Annotated in this window: 18 protein-coding genes and 3 pseudogenes; 11 read left to right on the plus strand and 10 right to left on the minus strand. The window is 42.2% G+C overall.

Annotation, left to right across the window (positions count from 1 at the left end; genetic code table 11):
• Positions 1–128: 128 nt before the first annotated feature.
• Complete coding sequence (locus tag DP114_RS30205; RefSeq protein WP_171977880.1) at positions 129–1,322, minus strand: Coenzyme F420 hydrogenase/dehydrogenase, beta subunit C-terminal domain; 1,194 nt, start codon at positions 1,320–1,322, stop codon at positions 129–131.
• A 212-nt stretch (positions 1,323–1,534) separates the two neighbouring features.
• Here DP114_RS30205 and grxC point away from each other — a divergent pair, with 212 nt between their 5' ends.
• Positions 1,535–1,807: a glutaredoxin 3 gene (gene grxC / locus DP114_RS30210; protein WP_171977881.1), complete on the plus strand. Its 273-nt coding sequence runs from the start codon at positions 1,535–1,537 to the stop codon at positions 1,805–1,807.
• A gap of 200 nt (positions 1,808–2,007) precedes the next feature.
• Positions 2,008–2,973: a glutathione synthase gene (gene gshB / locus DP114_RS30215; RefSeq protein ID WP_171978347.1), complete on the plus strand. Its 966-nt coding sequence runs from the start codon at positions 2,008–2,010 to the stop codon at positions 2,971–2,973.
• Between the two features lie 4 nt (positions 2,974–2,977).
• On the opposite strand, the gene DP114_RS30220 is transcribed toward gshB, so the two are convergent.
• The 4 genes from DP114_RS30220 to DP114_RS30235 form a co-directional block, all read right to left on the minus strand.
• On the minus strand, positions 2,978–3,151 hold the full coding sequence (locus DP114_RS30220; RefSeq protein WP_169268724.1) for a hypothetical protein: 174 nt from the start codon (positions 3,149–3,151) through the stop codon (positions 2,978–2,980).
• Positions 3,152–3,414: 263 nt separating this feature from the next.
• Entirely contained in the window at positions 3,415–4,746 is a 1,332-nt protein-coding gene (gene ftsZ, locus DP114_RS30225) for a cell division protein FtsZ (RefSeq protein WP_171977882.1), read from the minus strand.
• Positions 4,747–6,397: 1,651 nt separating this feature from the next.
• A complete protein-coding gene (locus DP114_RS30230; RefSeq protein WP_169266851.1) occupies positions 6,398–7,255 on the minus strand; it encodes a cell division protein FtsQ/DivIB in 858 nt (285 codons plus the stop codon).
• 499 nt (positions 7,256–7,754) lie between these two features.
• On the minus strand, positions 7,755–8,105 hold the full coding sequence (locus DP114_RS30235; RefSeq protein ID WP_171977883.1) for a hypothetical protein: 351 nt from the start codon (positions 8,103–8,105) through the stop codon (positions 7,755–7,757).
• Positions 8,106–9,070: 965 nt separating this feature from the next.
• Here DP114_RS30235 and psbO point away from each other — a divergent pair.
• The 4 genes from psbO (at position 9,071) to DP114_RS30255 (ending at position 13,812) form a co-directional block, all read left to right on the plus strand.
• Positions 9,071–9,904 carry a photosystem II manganese-stabilizing polypeptide gene (gene psbO / locus DP114_RS30240; RefSeq protein ID WP_169266848.1) on the plus strand — a complete coding sequence of 278 codons (834 nt, stop codon included), beginning with the start codon at positions 9,071–9,073 and terminating at the stop codon, positions 9,902–9,904.
• Positions 9,905–11,604: 1,700 nt separating this feature from the next.
• On the plus strand, positions 11,605–12,435 hold the full coding sequence (locus DP114_RS30245) for an RNA polymerase sigma factor SigF (protein WP_169266847.1): 831 nt from the start codon (positions 11,605–11,607) through the stop codon (positions 12,433–12,435).
• 19 nt (positions 12,436–12,454) lie between these two features.
• A complete protein-coding gene (locus DP114_RS35480; protein ID WP_246162898.1) occupies positions 12,455–13,564 on the plus strand; it encodes a hypothetical protein in 1,110 nt (369 codons plus the stop codon).
• A 2-nt stretch (positions 13,565–13,566) separates the two neighbouring features.
• A complete protein-coding gene (locus DP114_RS30255) occupies positions 13,567–13,812 on the plus strand; it encodes a hypothetical protein (RefSeq protein WP_169266846.1) in 246 nt (81 codons plus the stop codon).
• 440 nt (positions 13,813–14,252) lie between these two features.
• On the opposite strand, the pseudogene DP114_RS35485 reads toward DP114_RS30255, so the two are convergent.
• From DP114_RS35485 to DP114_RS30270, 4 genes and pseudogenes are all read right to left on the minus strand, one after another.
• A pseudogene (locus DP114_RS35485) lies at positions 14,253–14,849 on the minus strand (RQC domain-containing protein); the annotation flags it as partial.
• 135 nt (positions 14,850–14,984) lie between these two features.
• Positions 14,985–15,452 (minus strand): annotated as a pseudogene (locus DP114_RS35490) (ribonuclease D); the annotation flags it as partial.
• 42 nt (positions 15,453–15,494) lie between these two features.
• Positions 15,495–15,731, minus strand: a complete 237-nt coding sequence (locus DP114_RS30265) for a hypothetical protein (RefSeq protein WP_169266845.1) — start codon at positions 15,729–15,731, stop codon at positions 15,495–15,497.
• Between the two features lie 308 nt (positions 15,732–16,039).
• Positions 16,040–16,260, minus strand: a pseudogene (locus tag DP114_RS30270) (L-threonylcarbamoyladenylate synthase); the annotation flags it as partial.
• Between the two features lie 159 nt (positions 16,261–16,419).
• On the opposite strand from DP114_RS30270, the gene DP114_RS30275 reads away from it, so the two are divergent.
• From DP114_RS30275 to DP114_RS30285, 3 genes are all read left to right on the plus strand, one after another.
• Complete coding sequence (locus DP114_RS30275) at positions 16,420–18,765, plus strand: hypothetical protein (protein WP_169266844.1); 2,346 nt, start codon at positions 16,420–16,422, stop codon at positions 18,763–18,765.
• 113 nt (positions 18,766–18,878) lie between these two features.
• Positions 18,879–18,992: a photosystem I reaction center subunit VIII gene (gene psaI / locus DP114_RS30280; RefSeq protein ID WP_169266843.1), complete on the plus strand. Its 114-nt coding sequence runs from the start codon at positions 18,879–18,881 to the stop codon at positions 18,990–18,992.
• A gap of 151 nt (positions 18,993–19,143) precedes the next feature.
• Positions 19,144–19,380 carry a hypothetical protein gene (locus DP114_RS30285; RefSeq protein WP_171977884.1) on the plus strand — a complete coding sequence of 79 codons (237 nt, stop codon included), beginning with the start codon at positions 19,144–19,146 and terminating at the stop codon, positions 19,378–19,380.
• 122 nt (positions 19,381–19,502) lie between these two features.
• Here the strand turns inward: DP114_RS30285 and DP114_RS30290 are convergent, their stop codons facing one another.
• On the minus strand, positions 19,503–20,834 hold the full coding sequence (locus DP114_RS30290) for a hypothetical protein (RefSeq protein WP_171977885.1): 1,332 nt from the start codon (positions 20,832–20,834) through the stop codon (positions 19,503–19,505).
• A 146-nt stretch (positions 20,835–20,980) separates the two neighbouring features.
• Here DP114_RS30290 and DP114_RS30295 point away from each other — a divergent pair, with 146 nt between their 5' ends.
• Together DP114_RS30295 and DP114_RS30300 are read left to right on the plus strand one after the other, a co-directional pair.
• Positions 20,981–22,324: a 3-isopropylmalate dehydratase large subunit gene (locus DP114_RS30295; protein WP_246162900.1), complete on the plus strand. Its 1,344-nt coding sequence runs from the start codon at positions 20,981–20,983 to the stop codon at positions 22,322–22,324.
• Between the two features lie 107 nt (positions 22,325–22,431).
• Positions 22,432–22,917, plus strand: a complete 486-nt coding sequence (locus DP114_RS30300) for a gluconokinase (protein ID WP_171977886.1) — start codon at positions 22,432–22,434, stop codon at positions 22,915–22,917.
• Positions 22,918–23,957: the final 1,040 nt, after the last annotated feature.

Genomic DNA, 23,957 nt, shown 5'->3' on the forward strand with positions numbered 1-23,957 from the left:
TCTACGCCTGAAATACCCATTGCAACTCACTTTGAGTAAACTCAAGCTTTGCTGTCACCAGTTCTGCTGGGTCGCTTAAGAGACTATCGAGAATTATAGCTAGCTTCTTAGTCGGCTACTTTTGTCTTTTACTCTGGTAACTTATACTGCTCAACGATACGCTTGGCAAATCCTGGAACGTGTGCATCTAATTTCTCTGGATGATTCCGCTTCACATACAAATAGTTGCGGGTGAAGTGAGAATCAATTGAAAAACGAGCGTATTCTAAACCTTTCGGGCCAATTTTTTCGATGACGACACCCATTAATTTTGCCGCCCACATCGGGAGGGTAACGCCTTTATCGTAGGCGGGTATACTTTGTTGGACTGCGGCTGTGCGATCGCCCTTTGACATAACTGGCCCAGTTTCTAGTTGATCTGTCACCAAGTCCAGCATCTGTTGACCTGTTTCATTTCTCACCATAATCCATTGCCACCCAAAAGGTGCCCCCATGTAACCTACGACCAAATCTGCTAGAGAATTGACGTAATCAAAGCAACTCATACAGGAGGGGGCAAACACATCTTTCAGTTTATTGGTTTTTAGCCCAAAGAAAGGCACCGTTTCGGTTGAGCCGTCTTCGTGTTTGAAATGAACCCGGAAGTCTTGCATGAATTCGTAATGCACTACCGTGTCAGGTGATTTGCTGGTTGTTTCTAAGAATTTTTGCAGTCCTGCACGGTTGACATTATCGACACAAGGCGTTCCTAAAACGTAAAGTTTTTCTAAGCCTAGTTGTTTTTCGACGGCTCGTAATGCCTGAATTTGGCAACCAACACCAATCACCAACAGCCGCTTCATTCCTGATTTTTCTACTTGTTGCAAGACGGATAAATTTGGTGAGAGTGTTGGTTTATTGACTCGTGCTGCCAGTATTTCCTCTGGCGTACGGGCAATGATGGGCATCGGTTGAAAACGGTCTTCTTTGGTGTTTTGTACGCAAACGACACCTTCAACAATACCGCGATTCAACATTTCGATGGCGATGGTACTAACAATTCCCGTCCATTGAGCACCAGGAACAGGCTCCTTTTTCCGCGCCGCCATCATGTCTTGATGCACACCAAAGTACAACTCGTCAGAATTGTCAAAATTTCGAGCGCGAGTGTGCGTCTGTTCTTCGAGTTTATCTATTTGCTGATTAATAAAAGCACAAGCTTGTTTGACATAGTGAATATAGTATGTGTCGCACAAACCGCACTCGCTACAGAGTTCTTTAGCAGGGCGACGGCTACTGGGTTTGAGGGCTTTGGCTTTTTTGTGAGGAGACAGGGATGTCATCTTAAGAGCAGTTTATTAACTAAAAAATAAGATATTCTAAAGCTTTACTTTACACAAACTTTTAGAAGTATTACTACATTCAGAATTTGAATTTGCCTAAAAAAGACAACGAGTGCACCTAATTGGCAGAGCAAACACAAGTGAAAGCATATACAGCCACAAAAAGATTATTGTCTTAAAATTAAAAAACATTAATAAAACTTGAGGAACTTATGACTGCAAAAGTAGAAATTTATACTTGGAGAACTTGCCCATATTGTATTCAAGCCAAAAATTTGCTGGCAAACAAGGGGGTAAATTACACAGAATACAGCATTGATGGAGATGAAGCTGCACGCAATCTTATGGCTAAAAGAGCAAATGGCAGGCGCTCTTTACCACAAATTTTTATCAACGACCATCACGTTGGCGGTTGTGATGATATTTATGCCTTAGAAGATCAAGGCAAGCTGGATGAGCTACTAGCGTCGAGCAAAACTGTATAAGTTGACATAAAAGTCATTACAGTTAAGGAAAATTAAGAAGAACGCAGAACACAGTTAGGCTTGTATCCTTTTTGCTATTCATGCCCCATAACTACTGAGTTGGTGATTCCTGAGTTCTTTGTTTGGTCAGTTATAACTCTTAAGGGCATAATCTAAATGGAACAACCTTAGAAGAATTTTTGGCAATTGAGGCAGAAAGTGTGAAACTGGCTTTTATCATTGATCCTATCCATCAACTTGATCCGTGTCACGACACAAGTGTTGCTCTGATGGAAGCAGCGCAAATTCTAGGACATGAAATTTGGGTAACTCAAGTCAATCAACTCAGTGTGGTGGAAGGCAAAGCTTGGGCGCTCTTAGAAAGAGTGGAACTTATACCCGTGCAGTTGGTAGAAGGACGTTATCAAGCAGCTAATCCTTGGTACAAGTTGAGTAGCCGTACCCTTGTTTGCCTAGAAACATTGGATGCCGTCTTTATGCGGACAGATCCACCTGTCACAGTTGCTTATCTTTATGCTACGTACATTCTGGACTACATAGACCAAAACAAAACTTTGGTTATCAACAGTCCTTCAGGAATTCGGGCGGCAAATGAAAAAATGTATGCCCTTCAGTTTACCAAAGCGATTCCAGAAACTATTGTTACTCCACAGAAGCAGTTGATTAGGCAATTTGTAGAGGCTCAAGGAAGAGCGGTACTCAAACCACTGGGGAATAAAGCCGGAGAAGGGATTTTAATTTTAGAAGGAGGCGATCGCAACTTCAATTCTATAATTGAACTCAGTACTCTCCAAGGTCAAGTTCCAGTTATGGTACAAACCTACTTACCGGAGGCAAAAGACGGAGACAAGCGGATTATCCTGCTCAATGGCGAGCCAATCGGTGCCCTCAATCGCCTTTCATCTGGCAGCGACTTTCGTAATAATATGGCAACAGGTGGTACGGTTGCCCAAACTGATATCACTCCAAGAGAGTATGAAATTTGCACCCAACTCGCTGAAACCTTACGCAAAGATGGCTTAATTTTTGTCGGCATTGACGTGATCGGTGGTTACCTGACCGAAGTCAACGTCACAAGTCCTACCGGAGTGCGTGAGATAGATCGGTTTGACGGCACTCGTATTGGTCATCAGGTAATTCAATGGGTTGAGCGGGCAAAAAAATGATCAATCATAACCATTGCCATAAACCGTTCAAATAAGTCAAAGCTCGACAATAAGTCAAAGCTCGACAAAATTGCTCAAGTGCATTCTCAATTGATGAACCACTACAGCAATAAACACCAGTCCACGCCACTGGTAACAACGCTCTTGTTTCCATAAGCGCAAAGCGTGCCGCAGGCATACGCTTTGCGTGTTGATTCGCCTGGGTGCGTGCGTTAGTGCGCCCAGGAGATACCCGATACCCGTAAGGCTTGCCCGTTCCCACTAGGGCGGTGCTGTGTGCACGCGCCCAGGTTCCTCTATCTCCTCCATAAAGTTGGGGATGACTTTTCGTCCAAAGTTGAGACTTTTTCAGCAGATTGCAAAACCCTCCAACTAAGACTTAATGAATGATCAGCCATATAAAATTTTTCACCCTGATCCCATCGATAAGTTCATAATTTCTTAATTACGGGGTGTGCGTCGGTTACGGAGAAAATCCGGTATGTCTAGTCCTGGTTTTTCTTTGGGTTCGGTGATCGGCGTTGGAGGATTAGCTGCTGGTGGCTGTGGCTGTGACTGTGGCTGTGATTGTGGCTGTGACTGTGGCTGTGGCATTGGTCGCCTTGTTGCTGCTGGCGAGACAACCCGTCCTTGATTGGCGTTTTGTTGTTGTGCAGCTTGTACTTCACCTGTAAATCCTGTGGCAATTACGGTAAGTCTGACCTCACCCTGGAGCCGATCATCAATCACTGCTCCAAAAATAATATTGGCGTTGGGATCAACAACTTCATAAATTGTTTCTGCTGCGGCGTTTACTTCATGCAAAGTCAGGTCACTACCACCAGTAATGTTAAAAACAACACCTCTAGCTCCTTCAATTGAAGACTCTAGTAACGGCGAAGAAATGGCAGCAATTGCTGCTTCTCTAGCTCTTGATTTTCCTGAGCCAATGCCAATCCCCATCAATGCTGATCCCGCATCCGCCATAACAGCGCGTACATCGGCAAAGTCAACGTTAATCAAACCAGGGATTGTGATGATATCTGAAATACCTTGTACCCCTTGACGTAGCACGTCATCTGCATAGCGAAAAGCTTCCTGCATAGGTGTCTGCTCTGGGATGACTTCCAAAAGCTTATTGTTGGGGATAATGATGAGTGTATCCACTCTACTTTTTAGACCTTCAACACCTTGCTCTGCTTGACTGGTGCGGCGACGCCCTTCAAAGATAAATGGACGCGTCACCACGCCGACAGTGAGAGCGCCCATTTCTTTTGCCACTTCAGCAACAATCGGAGCTGCACCAGTACCAGTACCTCCTCCCATACCAGCAGTGATAAAGACTAAGTCAGCACCCTCTAAAGCCTTGGCGATTTCGTCGCGTGATTCTTCAGCAGCTTTTTGACCAATAGCAGGGTTACCACCGGCTCCTAAACCCCGCGTAAGTTTCTGTCCAATTTGCAAGCGAGCGGGAGCAGATGCTAAAGTCAGAGCCTGTGCATCAGTGTTAATTGACCAAAACTCTACGCCAATTACATCAGACGCAATCATGCGGTTAACAGCATTACTACCGCCACCACCCACACCAATTACTTTAATATTGGCGACTCGACCAGGAACAATATCACCCATTCGTGTTTCTTCACTAGCAATCTTCTTGGTGTCATGGTTTTGCCCATAGTTTACCCCAGTATTATTAAAGGGATTGGTCGAGTTGATTGCCAGCGATAACCCCTGCTGTCCGGGAGACTGGGAGTTTTTATAGGTAAGCCCTTGGTTATTATCAAGTGTCATCGGAGTTGCGAGCATGTAGATAAACGACTTTTTATGGTGTTATTCACCTGAGAGTCAACTATAGTTTGACGCGAGGTCGCCATAATCTATGGCATTTTTGTTTATGTTTCTTTCAACTTCCAGCCTTGGTAAGATTGGAGGTAGAAAGTTTGCTATCGGCTTAGGCATTAAAGCATCCAGTCGCATAGCTAATTCTAGTGAAGTATACCTATATTTACCGAAAATTGACCTGTATAACTTCCACCAGACATTAATATCTTCACTACTATTTAGCCAATTTGGCTCAGTATACCCCTGGTATCCCCAATCATATCTCCGTGTTCGAGATTGTGGCTGACATTGGACGTTTATTTTACGACTAGAGCTAGAGGTTTTTTTTTCGCTCTCCGATCCGCACACAGATTTTTTATGGTATAAATTTAAAAAATACACGTTTCTCAACCGTTGGTATAACCAACTATTACCGCCTTCAAAATTGTCTTTTCGGAGTAAGTTTAAGTGATTACGTATACACAAGATTGATAAAAAGGAAATTCTGTACACAAAATCCAGAACTAACTGCGTAACTTGTAAAGGCAGACCGTGGTGAGTCTCATCTGTCATTAAGGTTTGAACAATCGGATTTACCATTTAAGACACAAGATTTCTATTCTCATTATCTATTGCTGAACTGGACATAACCGAGAAATGACTTATTAAATGGAACACCCTGGTTTTTTGCTATCAGCTTCACCTTATATATAAGGAAAACTTTGCAATAAAGAAATTTTACCTTTGCTTTGGAAGAGTTGCGCTTTTGACTAGCACGAAAGTCTAAGGATCTTTAGAGGAATCGAAGGGAAGCAGTCCTTACACGTCTGTGTCAGTATGCTTCACTTTTGTTGCTATAGAGGTTTTACTTACGGAAATTCACTGTTTGGATGTCTGAATACAACTGTTTTCAAAACCTGCTCAAAGAACAAACTGTCCATCCTTACAGGGAACTGTTGTAAACCCTATGGCTAACGCCACGCCTTACGGTGAGTAAGCGCGCTCTTGGTAGGGTCTCCCTCATGTGCCACTTCTGTGCGGGGGTTCCCCCCGTTGTAGGCGGAACGCCTTCCCGCAGGGTAGAATGTGGCGTCAGGCGACGGGCGTTCCCGGAGGGCTATCGGGAACGCCCGTCGCCTACAGAGGAGCCAGTACTTGATGAGGCTCTCCCTCTCCTGACAGAGACGCTACTTTGAACACGCTTGTTCTGGCGTTGGAAACCCTCCTCATGCGCACTGGACTCACCACACTTTTCCTCGAAGACGATATTGCTTTCCTTTTTTGGGTTAGCAGAAAATAAAAAGCTCATGAACTCAACCCGGTCACCTGATGCGTTCTGTTGAACACTAGGTAGCCAATAAGCGTTTTTCAGCTTAGACCCCATCATCAGTTAGCTATGGCGTTTATGCACCCACTATATTTAAATGTTAGGGCAATAACAACCTCTACTTCTACTCCAATGTAGAAGTTTTAATCATTATTCCTCCCATTGTCATTAGAAGTGAACGGTGGTTTCTACTTGGGTACTGCCATATCGTTGGTTACTGCAATATCGAAAATTGTATATTTATTCAGCATAAAACTTCCTTATCAATTAGGTGTGTCTTACACATCGAATCCATCAAATCTTTTTAGATACTTGCTGAGCAGTTAGACTGTTGTTGTTCTGATTCATTTGTACTAACGGATGATCTGGATTTTTGAGGTCAATGTAGTCTATTTGACTACGATTCAGTTGTGCAGGTAAATTGCGCATTTGTGCCATTACCTTAATTTTTTCAGACAACAAAGAATTTGGTGCTCCAAGATGTATACTTCCCAGCTCTGTTTTCAAAATTAAATTTGTTGGATCTTGGAAATCAATTTCTTTAACGTTAACAGAACTCTGGCCCAGAGCTTGATAAAGTTCAGTCCAATAAGGTTGGTACTGCTCTAATGAGCCAAAAACTTTCAGACTAGGCAATTGCAAGCTGGGATCACCAGATGTGTATTTTTCTATAGGTATCCAAACGCCATTAACATCTAGCAATCCTACAGATATTTTTTTGTGATCCGTGTCACTGTTTCCTTGATCCCTACGACTTTGGGCGATCGCTACAGGAACTCGTTCTTGAATCTGGACGATTAATCCTGGTGGAAACAGACGACGATTGACAATCGCTTGTACTATCATCGGTTGCTGTTTCAAAGATTCGGCGATTCTATGAGGTTCTATCCGCCATAAAGACTGAGGATAGGAAAGCACAAGCAATGACTCAATCGCCTCACTAGATAGTAAGTGATTACCTGAAACCTCAATATCTTGGGGTGTTTTAAGTACCCAAATCGGTTGGATAGCCGTCCACAGCAAACCTCCCGCCAATGAACTTACGGTAATGGTTTGCCAAATTGTCTGAATAATTTTTATCTGTCGCTTTTGACGTAATTTTTTACGGCGACCTTTTAAATCTGAACGGGAAACCGATATAATGCCAGCCATTTAAACCCTTCCATATTTTTAGTCCTAGTCGTAATTACGCATGTATTATTACGTAATTTTAGTAAATCCTGTTAGCGGAAATTAGATCTGCTCTCCAGATGAATCTAGCCTTTTGATTTTTTTGTGGCAACCATTTCCTACTGCAAAAATCTACAAAAAAAATAGTATTATCCGCATACTACTTTTTCATTGTCCGACCCAGTACTCAGGAGCTAAAACAACACAAGAGTACTTAAACGCATAAAATTTGTTGATTTTGAAGAAATTTAATCAGAGTATATACAATGTCTTATTTTTAACAAAAAAAGAAGAAACAGGTTAACCTTTTATAATATCATGATTAACGTGATAGTGCTGAATATAATGCCCATATAGGCATGTGATGTAGGAGCAAGCCTTAAAGATGGTCATGGGGATAAATCAGAGGTTTGTCGTTAAGAACAATCAATGAAAAACAACTGACAATTCCCAATCTCAAATCCACAATTCAAAATTAGTATTACCAGTTCAAGGAGCTATCGTTTTCCAAAACCTCACTGCTGTTTTCAACAGCCGTCTGTTGTTCTGCCTTTGTTAAAAAGGCTTGTAACCTCATACGTTCAATATACGGCCAGCCTCCTTCAGCCTCAATATCGCGAAGCAGTGAGTAGAGACCTTGACGATTATCGGGCAAACTCTGTTGAAAAGCCCCATCTCGGATCTCTCGGTGTAACTGCTCCAACTGTCTTAGTAAAGCTAAAATAGCTTTAGCATTCCCTTGACAATCTTGGGCTGTATCATGGACTGCTGATGCAATTGTTTGCAGTTGACAAGACAATTTCGTTAACTCTAACTTTTTACCATTACTCATACACCGCTGTCCTTGTGAATCAGGTTTGCTCAAATTTACCGGAGATTTTGTGCATTCACCTGTTACCAGTCAACCATTCGTTGAAAAGGTTAATTGATTTATCAAGTGTTGCTGTGATAAATTTTCTTTACATATCTTAAATAAAATAGGTTTTTGTGAGTCTGTGACTTTGGTGAATAGCTTGATGATATAAGGACTCACTACCCGAACTCGTTTTGGTGCTAGTACTTTATTAACCCAATATTGACAGGTATTGAGCACCGATGGTGGGGTTTGTTGTGAGGATGACGCAAAAGTGTAAAGTTCATAAGCCTTTACCATCCGCTAACGTTCCTTTGGTAAGCTACTAATGACTGTTTTACTGAAAACATAGTTATAATTTTGATATCTGTATATATACTTGAAAAATTTATATGAGCAATAACTGTTAACGACCTGTTTAATCATAGCTTATGGATTTCATATATTGAGCACATTTTTTCAGAATTAAGTGTTGTATTTTATACATAAAAGAGCGATCCAACTACCTGTAGAGCAACAGTTGAAGTTCTGACGACTCAGATAAAAAAGTAACGAGTTATTGCGCAAGCCTCTGGGCGTGACACGGGCGATAGCTTGGCGCTCTGCATAGCGGCAGATAGCTACTTGCGATCCCGCTTTGTTAGTAAACATCAGAAAGCTTTGATTTTGAGTTAAAAAAAATCGTATGATCTGGCTGATGATCAGCTGATTTTCCCATAAAACAATGGGCTGTATGTAAAACTGCTTATTCTTTGACCACCCTTTAACCACGCATCCCCACAGATGCAGTGGGCTGGGTAGTTTGAGGCTAAAAGCTTGGGCTAAAGGAAGCAACACGTTTAAAAACGCATAACTCCTGATAAATTTAAGTCACGGCTTGGGCTTACCAAAGCTTGGGTGCAGTTTTACAAGTTAAATATTAATTTTTGACATTGAGGTTAACCATGAGGTTTCGCGCTTTAATTGTTGCACTCTTGGCTTTATGCTTGGGTTTAGTTACTGCTTGTAGTGAAGGTCCATCATCGAGTAGTACAGAGTTTCTAACCTACGACCAGATTAAAGGCACCGGCTTGGCTGTCAAATGCCCCCAACTGGCAGAAACAAGTCGTGGTTTTATTCCCATAGATAGTAGCCAGTCTTACAGCATAAAAGAACTGTGCTTAGAGCCAACCCAATACTTTGTGAAAGAAGAACCCCTTAATAAACGGCAACGAGCAGAATATGTTGCTGGCAAATTGTTGACTCGCCGCACCTACTCCTTGGATCAAATTAGTGGCGATCTCAAAATCAATCCAGATCAAAGCCTCACCTTTGTAGAAGAAGATGGCTTTGACTTTCAAGCTATTACAGTCAAACTGCCTGGCGGTGAAAGCATACCTTTCCTGTTTAGTCTCAAAGGCTTGGTGGCTCAAACACAACCTGGCTTGACCACCATTAACACCTCAACAGACTTTGAAGGAACCTTCAAAGTCCCCTCCTATCGAGGTTCTGCCTTCCTCGACCCCAAAGGTCGCGGTGTTACCAGTGGGTATGATAACGCGGTGGCTCTGCCTGCCAGATCTGATAATCAAGAACTCATTAACGCCAACGTTAAGCGAGGTGATGTTCTTGATGGCAAAATTTTTCTGCAAATAGCGAAAGTAGATAGCTCTACTGGTGAAATTGCAGGTACTTTCGTGAGCGAACAGCCTTCAGATACCGACTTAGGCGCGAAAGAGCCTGAGGAAGTCAAAATTCGTGGTTTGTTCTACGCTCGTGTAGAACCTGCTCAAGTCTAGATTGTTCTGATAAACCTAAGAGGTAACCTCTTACCCTCTTGACAGGAGAATTTCAAAGAAGGAGGTTTTGGAGTTACCTCTGTTGGTTGGGTAACGACATCAAGTGCGCTTCTTGTTTGCTTCTACAGGCGACTGGTGAGACAGCGCTGCAGGAAGTGACCACAACCGGCTGCGATCCTTGTTTCCCAACAGCTAGGCATCTGGCGTATCTCCTCCACCAGACGCTCTTGCAACGCCTTCGGGCGTGCGCTCTGCGCACACCCGAAGGGGTCTCCCGACAGAGGCGACTGCGTTCGTCGTTCGCCCAAGCCGCGTGCGCTCTGCGCTCAGACGTGCCGTGAGAGCGAAGCTGTGCCGAAGGCTCAGGCATACCCGAAGAACTCTCCCGTTGGGCACCGCAGTTTTTCAGTCCTTCGATCAAGCGGGTGTATGGCGCTTTTTATTTGAGCATGTAAATATCTTTAATTCTTTTAAATTTAGATTATGAATTGTAAAGTCAATTTGATAAGCTGATGCGTTTACTAGAGGAAATCCAAAAAATAAAACATCCAGCCGTATTCGTTAACGGGTGGGCAAAACTGTTGACTTCCTTCACTAATAAATATGATCTTTTGGGGCGAGCGCTGATCATGTCTTTCAAAGTTAAGTATTATCCCTGTTAGAATCTGTTTTTATTTTTGGTATATATTCTTTAATTTCCCATAATCTCCAATTTCTTCACAACTATAATTCAGTATAATTACGGTTTATTATTGAGTTATAATTTTTTATTTTATTTCTATGTGGTTTTCGGAAAGTCACAGGATATACCAGAAAGTTAATTAATACCAAATTGCAATTCTTACCGTAAAACTGAAATGCCTCAAGTATCTCAATTTTAAGAGTATTGGCAAAATCTAAATTACGTTTTAGAAGGCGGATTGGTATAAAAAACAAAAGAACCCTCCAATTTAAATTAAGCTGCATTGTCAATTGAGTTGTGGTGGCTGCTTTGAGCACAAAGTTCTTTATCGTAAATTAAAGGATCCGGTGACCTCTACGTCTATACGTAGTTTCAGTTTTAGTAGGGGTTGAAATCCCCAACTGTTCGCGTAGCGTGCCGTAGGCATAAATGTCTTTAATGCGTAAATTTTGTTAGCACAGCGGGACGCAGTCCATTTTGAATTGTTAACTGCCATTGGAGCTTGTGTGTTATGTAGGTATCGGACACTCCTGTATTTGGTATAAGTTCGCTGCCTTCCACAAAAGCATCTATAAGGCGTTCGTGTGTTTATAGCGTTTCTGAGTTGGATAAAGTACAAAACCCCAGCCGCCCTACTAGGTATCTTCACGTCACCTGCTAGAACGGGGAGGGTTAACGAACTTCTCCGGGGATTAGGGGCAGGTTGTACTGTATTCAAAATAGAGCCGTTATATTGTCCGGACGTTGATCTTCCAATGGCTATGCTGCAAAAAATCTGATATACATAGCAGTCGCCAGGTAGATTAGGACACGAACTAATGAGAAAACACGGTCACTAAGAGACTTTCAAGTCTGTTAAGCGTTCGGGTGTTAAGCGTTAAGCGTTCCCTGCTATAACTGCAATCGCAGCTTGGTTTAAAAGTGAGTATTTCTTTGTTTATTCGACCAAGAAATGCGATGTTATACCAATCACAGTCACGAGGTCTTACACGAAAAAAATGGGGAGGGTTTATACGATATGCGTGTTGTCCCCTCGATTAATCAAGGGGCTTGGAACCCTCCCCATTTTTTAGGGGACAAATGCGTCACCAACGAAGTCAAACATGAGATTTGGCAGTTGTTGCGAGAATATCAGCTATCTGGCTCACCTGACTTTCGCAATCAATTGGTGAAACTTAATTTTGGACTTGTCAGAAAAGAAGCTCATTACTGGATGAATCAATGTCATGAAAGCTACGAGGACTTGCTCCAAGTAGGTTGTTTGGGTTTGATTAGAGCGATAGAAAGATTTGAAATTTCCAAGGGGTATGCCTTAAGCTCGTTTGCTATTCCCTATATTCGCGGTGAAATACAACATTATCTTCGAGATAAAGGAGTGATCGTGCGAATTCCTCGACGCTGGTTTGCCCTGCAACAGCAAGCAATCAGAGTTTCGCGTTCATTAAGGGAAAAATACAATCGCCAACCTACTGACTCTGAGTTAGCAGCCGCATTGGAAATTTCTCCTGATGAATGGCAGGAAATTAAATTAGCGTGGGCTAACCGCGCGCCCTTAAGCCTTGATGTACCAGTGCAAAATGGAGATGAAAGTGCAACTTTATTGGGAGATTTGGTTCCAGACAACCGCTACCACAGCTTTCAACTCGCCCAAGAAGAGCAAATTCGTATCCAACAAGCATTGATGCAGTTGGAACAACCCACCCGCCAAGTCTTAGAATTTGTTTTTTTGGATGATTTGACGCAAAAACAAGCGGCAGAACGCCTTGGTATAAGTGTAGTTACGGTCTCTCGCAGGCTGAGGAAAGGGCTAGACTTGCTGAAACACTTAATGTATGTGGCAGAAGATTAACGGCTTTTGAGAACAGTTCATGGGCAGAAATTCAAAAATTGTAATCGCAGCGATTCTGACTTTGGCTACTTTGGCGATCGCCTCTTGTTCCTCACAAAGTGAACAATCTAGTCATCCTAGCCCCACCTACACACCAGCAGCAAGAGCGCCGTTCAAGAACCCAGGCGTATCTAACGAAAAAGTAACAAATCAACCCTTCAAGAATCCAGAGGTTCTTACCAAACAAACTCCGCCAGTTACCTCCACCACAACTGCTAACTTGATTCAACCAATGGATTCTACAAAACGGGTCAGTATCGTATCAAAAGGTCGCAATGATCCGTTTGCAAGAATTGTGGTTCCTGATTCCATCAAAGTCACAAATCAGCCTGCACAGGCAAAACCTGTTCCTAAGTTACCTCCTATAAGCACACCTAAGAGTAAACCGCACAGCGTCATAACTGCTATTAGTAAAAATCCTTTAAACCAACAAAAGCTAAATCAAGAAAAACACACAATTAACAAAAAAGCGATCGCCCGTGTCATGCCCGGAGGGCTGTTTTCCAAACAGCCCTCCCCCTGTGCCTCCAGCACAGGGCAAGCAGCCGAAGCCTGCTTGAGGCATAGGGCGCGCGAAGCGATCGCCCTTGGCGGCAGCAACAGCCTCGCCCAAAGTGCAGCGCCCAAAAAAGTGATTAAACATAACTCAGCACCGCCAGTGGCGCGTGTATCTCATAATAAAATTAAACCCAACGGTGCCTTGACTCGTGTACTCCCAAAAGTTTTACCGCAAGCGATCCCTAACTCTGCCTTATCTGTAACACCACCACAACCAGAGTTAGCCAAAGCAGTAGTTGTTTCTGGTGTTGTTCTCATTGGTAAAGAACCCCAAGCAATTATCAAAGTACCAAATGAGCCAACAAGTCAGTATGTACACGCAGGACAGCAGTTGGCAAACGGAGTCCTGATTAAACGTATTGAAATAAATGAAGGCTCCGAACCTGTCGTGATTCTGGAACAATATGGTATTGAGGTTGCGAAAATGGTAGGGCAAGGACTTACTACTCAAACCTCACCCACTGCTTCTGGGGAAAATCCTGTTTCTAACACAGCGCTACCCCAAAACCCTGTTCCAGAGGAAGATACTTAAAGATGGAGACAAAAGAAACAATTGAATTTGCTGGTTTACCTTTAGCAGTCTATCGAGAGATAGCAGCTCATTTGTGTCAGGTAGAAGGAGTAGAAGTGAGTTTAATTCCTCAAACTTCTCAACAATTTGATTATAGTCAAAGCCAAATTGCTGGTTTATGGATTTCGTATACGCCTGAGTGTGGCGCACAAAGTAGGCAACGGGTACAGCAAATTTTGACTTATTATCGCGATCGCTACGTTGCTTGAGGAATTCTCACAAGAAATTTTAGTAAATATGTCTATGTTTAAGAATTTTTGGGTTGAGGTTTCTCCACCCAAAAATTCTATTTTTTGGTTGATGAAAAAGGATTTTTGGTGAGATTTAGTGATGTGTCAACTTGTGTAGAGACGTAGCCCTGAGCGAACTTGGAAGGGTCAGTGTCGGGAGGATGTCACGTCAAGCGAATTCGTAAAGATTCAGCCACTCTATGCTGAATGAGCCATTCTTTCACCTCCAGAGTTAGAAGGTCAATACTTGCTCCACTCTTTGCAGCAGCTTTGAGAAATCTTTGTACATCCTCAGGTATTCTCTCAGAACTTAGACTCTCTAAAGATTGCTTCAATTGCTCAATTAATTTATCAACCCTATCAAAATCTTCGCTGTTTTTGGGAAATTCAACCTGCTGTATTTGTCTATCTAAATTGGCTTGTTCTGGTAAACCTTGTTCAGTGCGGTGAGCGCAAATTTCAGCTAGGAATTTGTCACCATATTGAGCAAGTTTGTAACTACCTACGCCTGATAGTTTACTAAATTCCTCTTTAGTTTGGGGTTGCACCTGCGCCATTAATTCTAGGGTAGAATTCTGAAAGATAAAGTGAGGTGGAACAGATTGTTCCTCAGCAAGTTCTTTGCGGAGCGATCGCAACCTCTGGATCAGCATTTCCACTTCAACTGCTTTTTCATTATCATTTTCCCAAGTCATCTTTTGAACAACAGGAATAGTTATTGACACATTTCGCTTTTTATGCATAATTTCCCAACTAAGAGCATTCAGTTGCAAAACTGGGTAATTATCGCCGTTTTGTTCTAACAATCCTTGCTCCAATAGAGAACGCCCCAGCATTCGCCACTCATCAAGAGTTTTATCTTTACCGATACCATAAGTAGAAAGTTTGTCGTGTTCATGTTGGATAATTTTTTGAGTTTTTCCTCCCCGCAACACATCTATAATGTGAAGCATTCCAAATTTTTCTTTACAACGCGCCACACAAGATAAAAACTTCATTGCTTCAATTGTCCAGTCCACCTGTTCAGAATAAGAATTGTGGCTATTATCTAATTCATGTGACGTTTTAGACTGGAAAGTTGATTGTATCCAACTATTAAGATAAAGATGTACTTGAGCAAGATAAACAGTGTCCATCTTGGCATAGTCTAGCTGTTTTTGGCTCAGAGGTCGTCTTCCCCAGTCACTTCTTCCTTCCTCTTCATCGACATTTGTAAAATTGCAAAGTTCTTTGGCTAGAGTTTTAAGTTTTAAATTTGATGTTCCTAGGCGATTGCGTGATATTTGTCTTGCTATTTTTAAGGTACAAGTGATATTCTGCGCCTGAATCTTACCCAGAAACTGCAAGTCATAGCTGGAGTTGTGAAATACCTTTTCAATGTTGGCATTTGCCATAATTTGATTGATAAAGTATTTGACGACATCAGGCTTTTGAAAAACATCTAATATATAAACATTATCCCCAGCTAAATCTAATGGTTCTACCGAAACCTGAATTAGAGATAGTTTTGGAAAGGGTGTATCATAGTCAGCAACTTCTGTATCTAACCAGAGAATTTGATGCGAAGTTAGTTGGGTTATAATTGCTTGGATTTCCGAAGCTTGAGTTACGTAAAACATTGGTTTGAACTACTTAATTATTAGTTGATTTCCTCTTTAATCTCACGGAAGCAAGCTAAGCAATTGAACTAACCCATCCTGAATTGCTTGGTGATTTGATTCGACTGTTGCACCACCAGAGTTGTCTGATGTGCAAACAGAAGCATCAAGAAAATGACTTGTGCTCTTGAGAAGTTCTGAAGCATCTGTCATCGCTTTTTGATGATTTTCGCTCAAATCCTGAAGCAGCTTGCCTATTTTATTATCTGAATTTTCTCTCTTTGTTTGTACGCACTTCATTGTATCTACATAATTATTATTTAGTACAAATAAACTATTTGTTTGAGTATACAGAAGTCCTCAAAGCTCTTTATCTCTTGCATAAAGCATTTTAGATTTCCCGTGTTCACCAAAATTTGCCAGCTTCCAATACTGTTCAGATAAGGATTTTTGGGCAAAATCCGAGCAAGATTGTGTCGGCTGCTTTATAAAAATCGTCAACTTTCTACTTATGTACTTCTCGTTCTAATTTTTCCCAACTTTCTTTTGTCTTCTGATGCACCCTTGCCTTAATTTCATAATTGAGATGAAATCCGGTAGTGTCGAAGTTATAAAAAACTGCCCTGATTTATTTTCGTTGCACCTTGTCGTAAAACTTGGCAATTTTCTCCAGTCCATTTCACAACAGTCGAAGGAACACCATCTCCGTGCACCTCGTCTTTCAACTCCGTCGCCGCCAGAGTCAAAACATCAGGAAACTGTGCCGAAATCTCTGCCATTGTTGTTAAGGGGATTGAGCTGATAAATTGGCGCTCGTCGTTGCAAGAGGAAAAGATCCGGGCATTCCATAGACGTAATCCCAACGTCGTCAGTGTTTTAATTAAAACAAGATAATCAGGTGATGACTTTTGAAATTACTGAGTTAAACTGGCAAGCAAGATAATCCTAGTATAACCAGCGCATCTCTACAGTCTGGGCATCACTCAACATGAAACACTGGCAATTTCTGATACAGAAACAGGGCGATCGCTCTTGGAGTCCCATAGAATCCCCAAATATAGAAATTGTAGAAGGTCGGTATAGAGTTTTAGCTCGCTCTGACCTGATTAATACTGATTTGCAAGTGCAGATCACCCATAGTTCAACGATGGAGTTTCCACCGAAGCGGCGAATTCAAAAGCGATCGCGTTCTACAAACTCTGAAGGCTTAATCGCACTTCTTCCCTTTAGTTATCTCAAGCCAGGAGTTTGGGAGTTCTGTTGTTCGGGTGACTTGATGTCGCACTTTGTCGATCAACCTTGGCAACATTGTATCCAGTTGAAAGTTCTACCTATAGTAGTTATAGAGGTGGGACGACAACAGGAGGATACTCGATTGTCAAGAGTCGATAAGGAGCAATTTCCTGTCTTTAGCGATGAATTGCTTGAAGAAGCGATGATTTCGCAGCCGATTAGCCCGGTTTGGCTCAAAGGTGAGAAAACATCGGAAATTTTACAAAACTTAATAGAGATTGCTTTACCTGATTCTCAATTGGCAGCAGCAATTGAGGATTTTTGTGATCAAACCTTAGAACCCCCGCTGGTGTTGAAACTTCAGGAAGATTTTTACACTGTTCCTTGGGGGCAAACTCTCACAATCAATGGGCGTGTAGAGGAAAAAGAAACGACGAATTTGGATCATCCCCTAAGATCAAATTATCAAAGAGTCTATGCAGGAGAAATCAGAATAGAACTGCGCTCACCCCAAGATTCTAAAATCATCAGGCGAGTGCGCCTATCCTTAAGCGAAAAGTTCATACCATTTCCGATCAGATGTTCCATAGAGGTTCCCGCTGATTGTGAATCCAAGCTGATTTTGGGAGAAATCAGTTTATATGGCATCCTTACGGTTGATGGTAAAACGACATTGTTAACTAACCAGTTTTTCACAATGACAGCAGATGTCACAGAATTACTGGCAATCAGCGCCACAGCCAAAAAAAATGAACTAGACACAATAGAACATCAACCAGTATCCTCAAAACTATCCACACCTCTAGATTTGCAACTTTTCAATTTAGTAAAAACGCCAACAAAAGCGAAATCACATCTGTTGCAGCCATCTCCCAAAAAATCTTTGCCACCGAAAATTGAGCCGCCATTACGTCGTCTTAAATCAGCAGCGGTTTCGCCTCAACTACCAAGCTTTGTTCAGCATCAAAATCGGATAATTAGTCCTGCTGCTGTTTGCGAAGCATCTCCAAACTTGGAGTCAAATAGGCAGATAACAAGTAAAGTCATCAGGATGGAGACAACTTTACCCTACCTCAGACGAGTCAAACTATCCCAGAATGAAACAAAAGGCATCATGCGTTATGAGTCAGTTGACGAACAGCAGGATACAACTGAGATTCATAACGAGGATGCTGCAAAATCAGTTATAGAACAAACACAATATCAGATTTCATCTTTTGATGAAGATGCAGCAAAAGACAACGCACAACCCCAAGACACGTTAGTCAAATTAGTCATTCCCCATAATTCGCAACTGTTCACCACAGGTAACCCCGACATATCCCCCTTGATTATAAAGTGGATGCATACTCAAGGGTATTCCTTGCCTGAACCGATTAATTTGCAAAACCAAGACGACGATATTTATTTTGTCGCCAGCCAAGATCAGATGTCTGATGAGGTTAACAAAAAAACACAAAAACATGGAGATGCTGAGGATCTACACGATAATAGCAGGGAGGGAGCGAAGGAAGGAGAACTTTCCGCACTGCCTCACTCCTTCACTCCTCCATCTTCCCAACCTCCAAACTCCCTTGATGGGAAAGTATTGTCGGCTAGGTTGGTACACGAAATAGTTGTCGAAGATATATTCGATGAAACCGAACCTCAGACTTTCAAAAATCAACCTTCCAAACAAAAAGAAGAATCAATATCAGATGTATCTGTTGGCTTACCTGTCTTAGCAGAAATCACCGAACCATTACCAGTTCCGCAACTGCATTTGTCATCAGGCGAACTCATCTCTGGAAAATTTGTGAGGATACGCATCCAGTTAGCGCCTGTAGCTGATGAAGTGGCTGTGAAGTTATGGATTTTGGATTGCCAAACTCGTGGGTTGATAGATGAACCGCGTTGGTTAACACATTTACGGCTTAACCCTGCTGGAGTTTTGGAAGAAATCACTCATCTGAGGGTTCCTTTTGGGTGTTTGGAAATTCGCTTGGAGGCGATGGCTGTGAACAAGGCGACTCAGCAGGAAAGCCACAAAGTCTCTATCCTGCGCAGTGTAATACCTCCAGACTTACCTAACTTGCAGCTAAACGAAGTTTTCGGTGTATGAACAATCAACTTTATTGCAAGCTGCTGTGTTAAAAATCTTTAGAATTTGAAAAATCATGCAAGATTTGCAGTAAGCTCATTTTGAATTGTCGTTTGATTTGATAGGAATATTTTATGTACTCAGCTTCATATATCTCTTCCATCCTTGTTCCAGTGATTGGTTGGGTTGTTCCAGCTATAGTTTTTGGGTTTCTGTTTGTATACATGGAACGCGAGGATATTGCTTAAATTCGTCAATGCCCGTAGGGCATTGTGTAAGCGTATAAGCGTATAAGGGTGTAAGGGTGTAAGGGAAAGAAAATAATTCGCGATGACTTTTGTATTCACCTACACCCCTAAATCCCTAGTTAAGGGTGTAAGGCAAAGAAAATAATTCGCGATGACTCTTGTATTCACTTACACACGCCAGATACCTCTGTCGGGAAACCCTCCTATGGCACAAAGTGCCACGCTGCCCGAACAGTACTGGCTCACGCCACATGCACGCCACTTGCTACAACGGGGGGAACCCTCCGCAGTCGCCACAACGGTCAAAGCTCGCCGCTTGGGTTGCTTCCCCCGGCAGACTTTGGGGGAACCCCAACGCCAGATCCCTACGGAGGGTCTCCCTCCGTAGGCGACTGCGTAAGCGCAAAGCGCACGCCAAGGGCGAACGCGTAGCGTCTCCGCAGGAGATACCCGAAGGGCAGTGGCTCCCCTATACGCCTATACCCCTACACCCCTAGTATGTTGAAACTTTCACTTACCAAAACCCTTAGTTGTTTGTTTTTGACTCTTCCCTTTGGGCTTAGATTTACTAACTTCCATCAAAGCTTCTTGGAATAAATTATGCAGGTGTATTGGTACGCTGGCAATTTCTGGTAACTCTGGCTCTATGGGTTTGTTGTTTTCTTGCAAGAGTGTATCCAAGTCATTTGAAAGTTGAAAATTTGGTCGTTTAAGAAACGTTTGTAGTACTTTTTCTAACTGCGTTGGATACTGTTGGGCTAAGCGATGCCAAATGAAAGCATTAATACTTTTATCTTCTAGATAAAAACGAATCAGTTTCTCAGCACCTTCTACACTTTGCCAATCATCTGCTTCTAATATTGTTTTGATTTTAGAGTACGTTGGCAGAAACATCTGTCCCCATCGGGGATGAGACATAGTTGTCACCTGTTCTGCTTTTTTCAGTTCAGCAGGTAAATCGACTTTTGGCATCACCATTTTACTACTGCTGTTTTTCTTCTCAAACATTTGTGAAACTGTTTGGGAGTCAGCACCAAATTCTTCTGCAACTGCTTTGATTTCTTCTTCTCCTAAACCAGCTTCTTGTGCGACATCTCCTAATGATTTTGAAGGATCAATTCCTGCTTCTTCCAAACGTTTCTTCGTTAAAATTTCTTGGAATTCACCAATCTTTTTGTTGAGTTGGTATCCTGGAAGTGTGACTTCATCAGTACCAAAAAACTCTATAAACTGCTGATGATAGATTCCTACAGATTGCCAAGCTTCTTGTAGCAAGTCTGGAGCATCACCATAAAGATTGTCTTTGTAATTATCTTTAAAATTACCAATAGCTACTGCTAGTTTTGGTTTCCCCAGTTTACCCATCTGTGTGTAGGAACTGAAGAAAGTCCAGTAACTGTCAGTCACAGGAGAAATGCGAGTCAGTAAAATTTCTCCTTCTTTCAATCGAGACATTTCGTTTAGTTTCTGGGAGGTGTTTGGCTTCACAGTGTAGTATTTGTCTGTCAACCAGTTCCTTAATTCAAAGCCATCAGGTAAGATTTTTGTGATAGCAAATAAGCCACTAAAAGTGCGATGCCAACTTTGAATCAGTTCACGCTCAAGCTCAGACAACTCTTGATCGCTTTGGAGAAACAAATCTAAGGGTGAGGAGTCACCAACTTGCCCTTCTGTAAGAAATGAGTCAATAATCAGTTCTTGTTGAAAATTATCACCGCTTCCACGACGTGACTTGAGCGCAGCATAGCTTTCCAATGCTTGTGCAAGTTCACCTTCAGCGTCATAGACAAAATCAGTGAGGTCTTGTTTGAGTTGGTGCGATCGCTCTAATATAACATCCACAAGTTAATCTCTCAGACTCGATTGTTGTTGTACGTTAGAGGTTAGCAAAGAATTTCTGCATTTGGCTATTGCAGGATATATTCGGACATTTACGTGTCAAAATTTGATTCACAGACGGTCAGCCATGTAGCATAGAATTTGTACCCTTGCACAAAAAGAACGCGATCGCTATGGGCATGACCCTTGTAGAAAAAATTTTGGCGAAAGCCTCTGGTCGTTCGGTTGTCGAACCGGGGGAAAATATCTGGGTTAATGTTGATCTTTTAATGACACATGACGTTTGTGGTCCTGGAACCATCGGCGTTTTCAAACGCGAGTTTGGTGCTGACGCCAAAGTCTGGGATCCTGAAAAAATCGTGTTAATTCCCGACCATTATATTTTCACGGCTGACGCACGCGCTAACCGCAACGTTGATATTTTGCGTGATTTTGCAAAAGAGCAAAGTATAAAATACTTTTACGATATTACTGACCTTTCCAACTTTAAAGCCAACCCAGATTACAAAGGTGTTTGCCACGTCGCCCTAGCCCAAGAGGGTCATACGCGCCCAGGCGAAGTTTTATTTGGTACGGACTCTCACACCTGTAACGCTGGTGCTTTCGGTCAATTTGCCACAGGTATCGGCAACACAGATGCTGGTTTTATTATGGGGACTGGCAAGCTGTTGATCAAAGTTCCTGCCACCATGCGTTTTGTGTTGAATGGTGAAATGCCTCCTTACTTGTTGGCAAAAGACCTGATTTTACAAATTATTGGGGATATCAGCGTCTCTGGCGCAACCTATCGGACGATGGAATTTACAGGAGAAGCCGTCGAACGAATGACGATGGAAGAACGGATGACTTTGTGTAACATGGTCATTGAAGCTGGTGGCAAGAATGGTACCATTGCTCCTGATGAAACCACATTTGAGTATGTGCGGGCGCGTACCGATAAGCCTTTTGAGGCAGTATACACAGACTCAGATGCCAAGTTCTACAGTGAGCATCACTATGATGTTTCCAAACTAGAACCAGTTGTTGCCCAACCTCACTCCCCTGATAACCGTGCCACAGCACGAGAGTGCAGCGATGTCAAGATTAACCGAGCTTATATCGGTTCCTGCACGGGTGGAAAAACAGAAGACTTTTTCCATGCAGCACAAGTTCTCAAAGGTCACAAGGTGAAAGTTCCCACCTACATAGTCCCTGCTACCCAAAAAGTTTACGAAGATTTGTTTAAAATCAAGTACCAAGAGCAAACCCTTTCAGAAATTTTCTTAGAAGCTGGTTGCATTGAACCTGCTGCACCTTCCTGTGCTGCTTGCTTGGGTGGTCCCAAAGACACCTTTGGGCGGATGAATGAGCCAGAAATCTGTGTTTCCACCACCAACCGCAACTTCCCCGGACGCATGGGACATAAAGAAGCGGGAATTTATCTTGCTTCCCCCTTCACCGCTGCAGCTTCCGCAATCACTGGGTATGTGACAGATCCGCGTGAGTTTTTGTAAGAGGACAAGCAGACAAGTGAAAGAGTGTGGAAGTCAGGGAAAAGAGTGATTTCACATTAACTTTTCCCTCCTTTTCTCCCTGATTTCCTTAGTCTGCAATAAAAAATATGATAATTCTCGTAATGGGTGTCTCTGGTTCTGGTAAGTCCAGCATTGGGCAACTGTTGGCAGACTCTTTACAGTGGGAATTTAGCGATGCTGATGCCTTCCACTCGCCAGAAAATATTGAGAAAATGCGGTATGGTATCCCCCTAAATGATTTAGATAGGGTGCCTTGGTTGCTGGCGTTGCAACAGGCAATACAGCAGTGGTTGCAAGAGAATAAAAATATGGTGCTGGCGTGTTCTGCGCTGAAAGCCAGTTATCGCCAGGTTTTGGTTTTGGATGAGAAACGCGTAATTGTGGTTTATCTCAAAGGACCATTTGAGTTGATTCAAAAGCGGCTACAGATGCGTCATGGTCACTTTATGGGCGAAAAACTTCTTAAAAGTCAGTTTGATGCTCTTGAGGAGCCATCTGGTGCGGTTACAGTGGATATTTCCGAGCCACTAGAGGTGATTGTGCAGAACATTAGAGTGAGTTTGGGGATTTAGGTGAGTTGATGGCAGGGGTTTTTTTTTATTTTTAAAGCGTTTATGGCACTTTACATAAGTTAATATGGTTCGATTTAATCATACCTACCTACTGGCACAGTTTTTTGTAATTTAAATTCCTACTTTAGAAATGGTTTTACAAATACGACCTCACTAGTATTGGGAATATCGTCAATTTCATCACCACCTTGGACATAACTGAGGTGGTTTTTTGTGCTGAGATTGTAAAGGTTTTGGTGTGGTCATTTGCGGTAGGAAAAACTCCACTGTGTCGTATTCGTCAACACAAGCTTTTGTAACTTAAGTTCTAACTTTAGAACAATTACAAAAAACGACTCCTCTAGTATTAAAAGAGTATACAAGTATTTCAAAATTCACGTTCAGACAGTCCCAGGGGGATTTTTAATTGGAAACTCCAGAGTGTCGTATTCGTCAATACAAACTTTTGTAATTTAAACTCCTGCAATAGACAGGGGTTTTACAAATACAATCCCGCTAATATTGTCAGAAATAAGTTCTTAATGTTTGTCGAAAGTTTTCAGTAGCAGCTCAGGAGTTTTTAATCGTAGGTTGCGAACTCAAGCTGAGACGTTTTTCGTTCCGTCTGGAACGTTCTACATCTCTATATTCCATACCCTTCTCGATATAAGCTCCTTTCATCTTCTTAACCAACACATTGTCCCTCCGCTTCCCGATAAGGTTGTGGAGGTTTTTAATTGGAAACTGTATAGTACTGTATTAGTCAACACAAACTTTTGTAATCTAAACTCTTGCTGAAGAAAGAGTTTTACAAATACGATGCCATTAATATTGGAAGAAATGACTTCTGAATCTTAGTCTCAATTCCTCAGTACCACGTCTGAGGATTTTTAATCGTAAGTTGCGGGCATAGTTGAAATGTTTTCCTAACGTTTGGGACACTCTTATTTCTCTCATATTACCCTCATATCCCCCATTACCGATGTAGTTATGGGGGTTTTTTGTTGTCTGGGATTAGCGCGTTGAGTACTTATATGTGTTTTATACCTTAGAACTTCGCG

Origin of the sequence: Brasilonema sennae CENA114, assembly GCF_006968745.1 — a bacterium.
In the GTDB taxonomy this organism is placed as follows: domain Bacteria; phylum Cyanobacteriota; class Cyanobacteriia; order Cyanobacteriales; family Nostocaceae; genus Brasilonema; species Brasilonema sennae.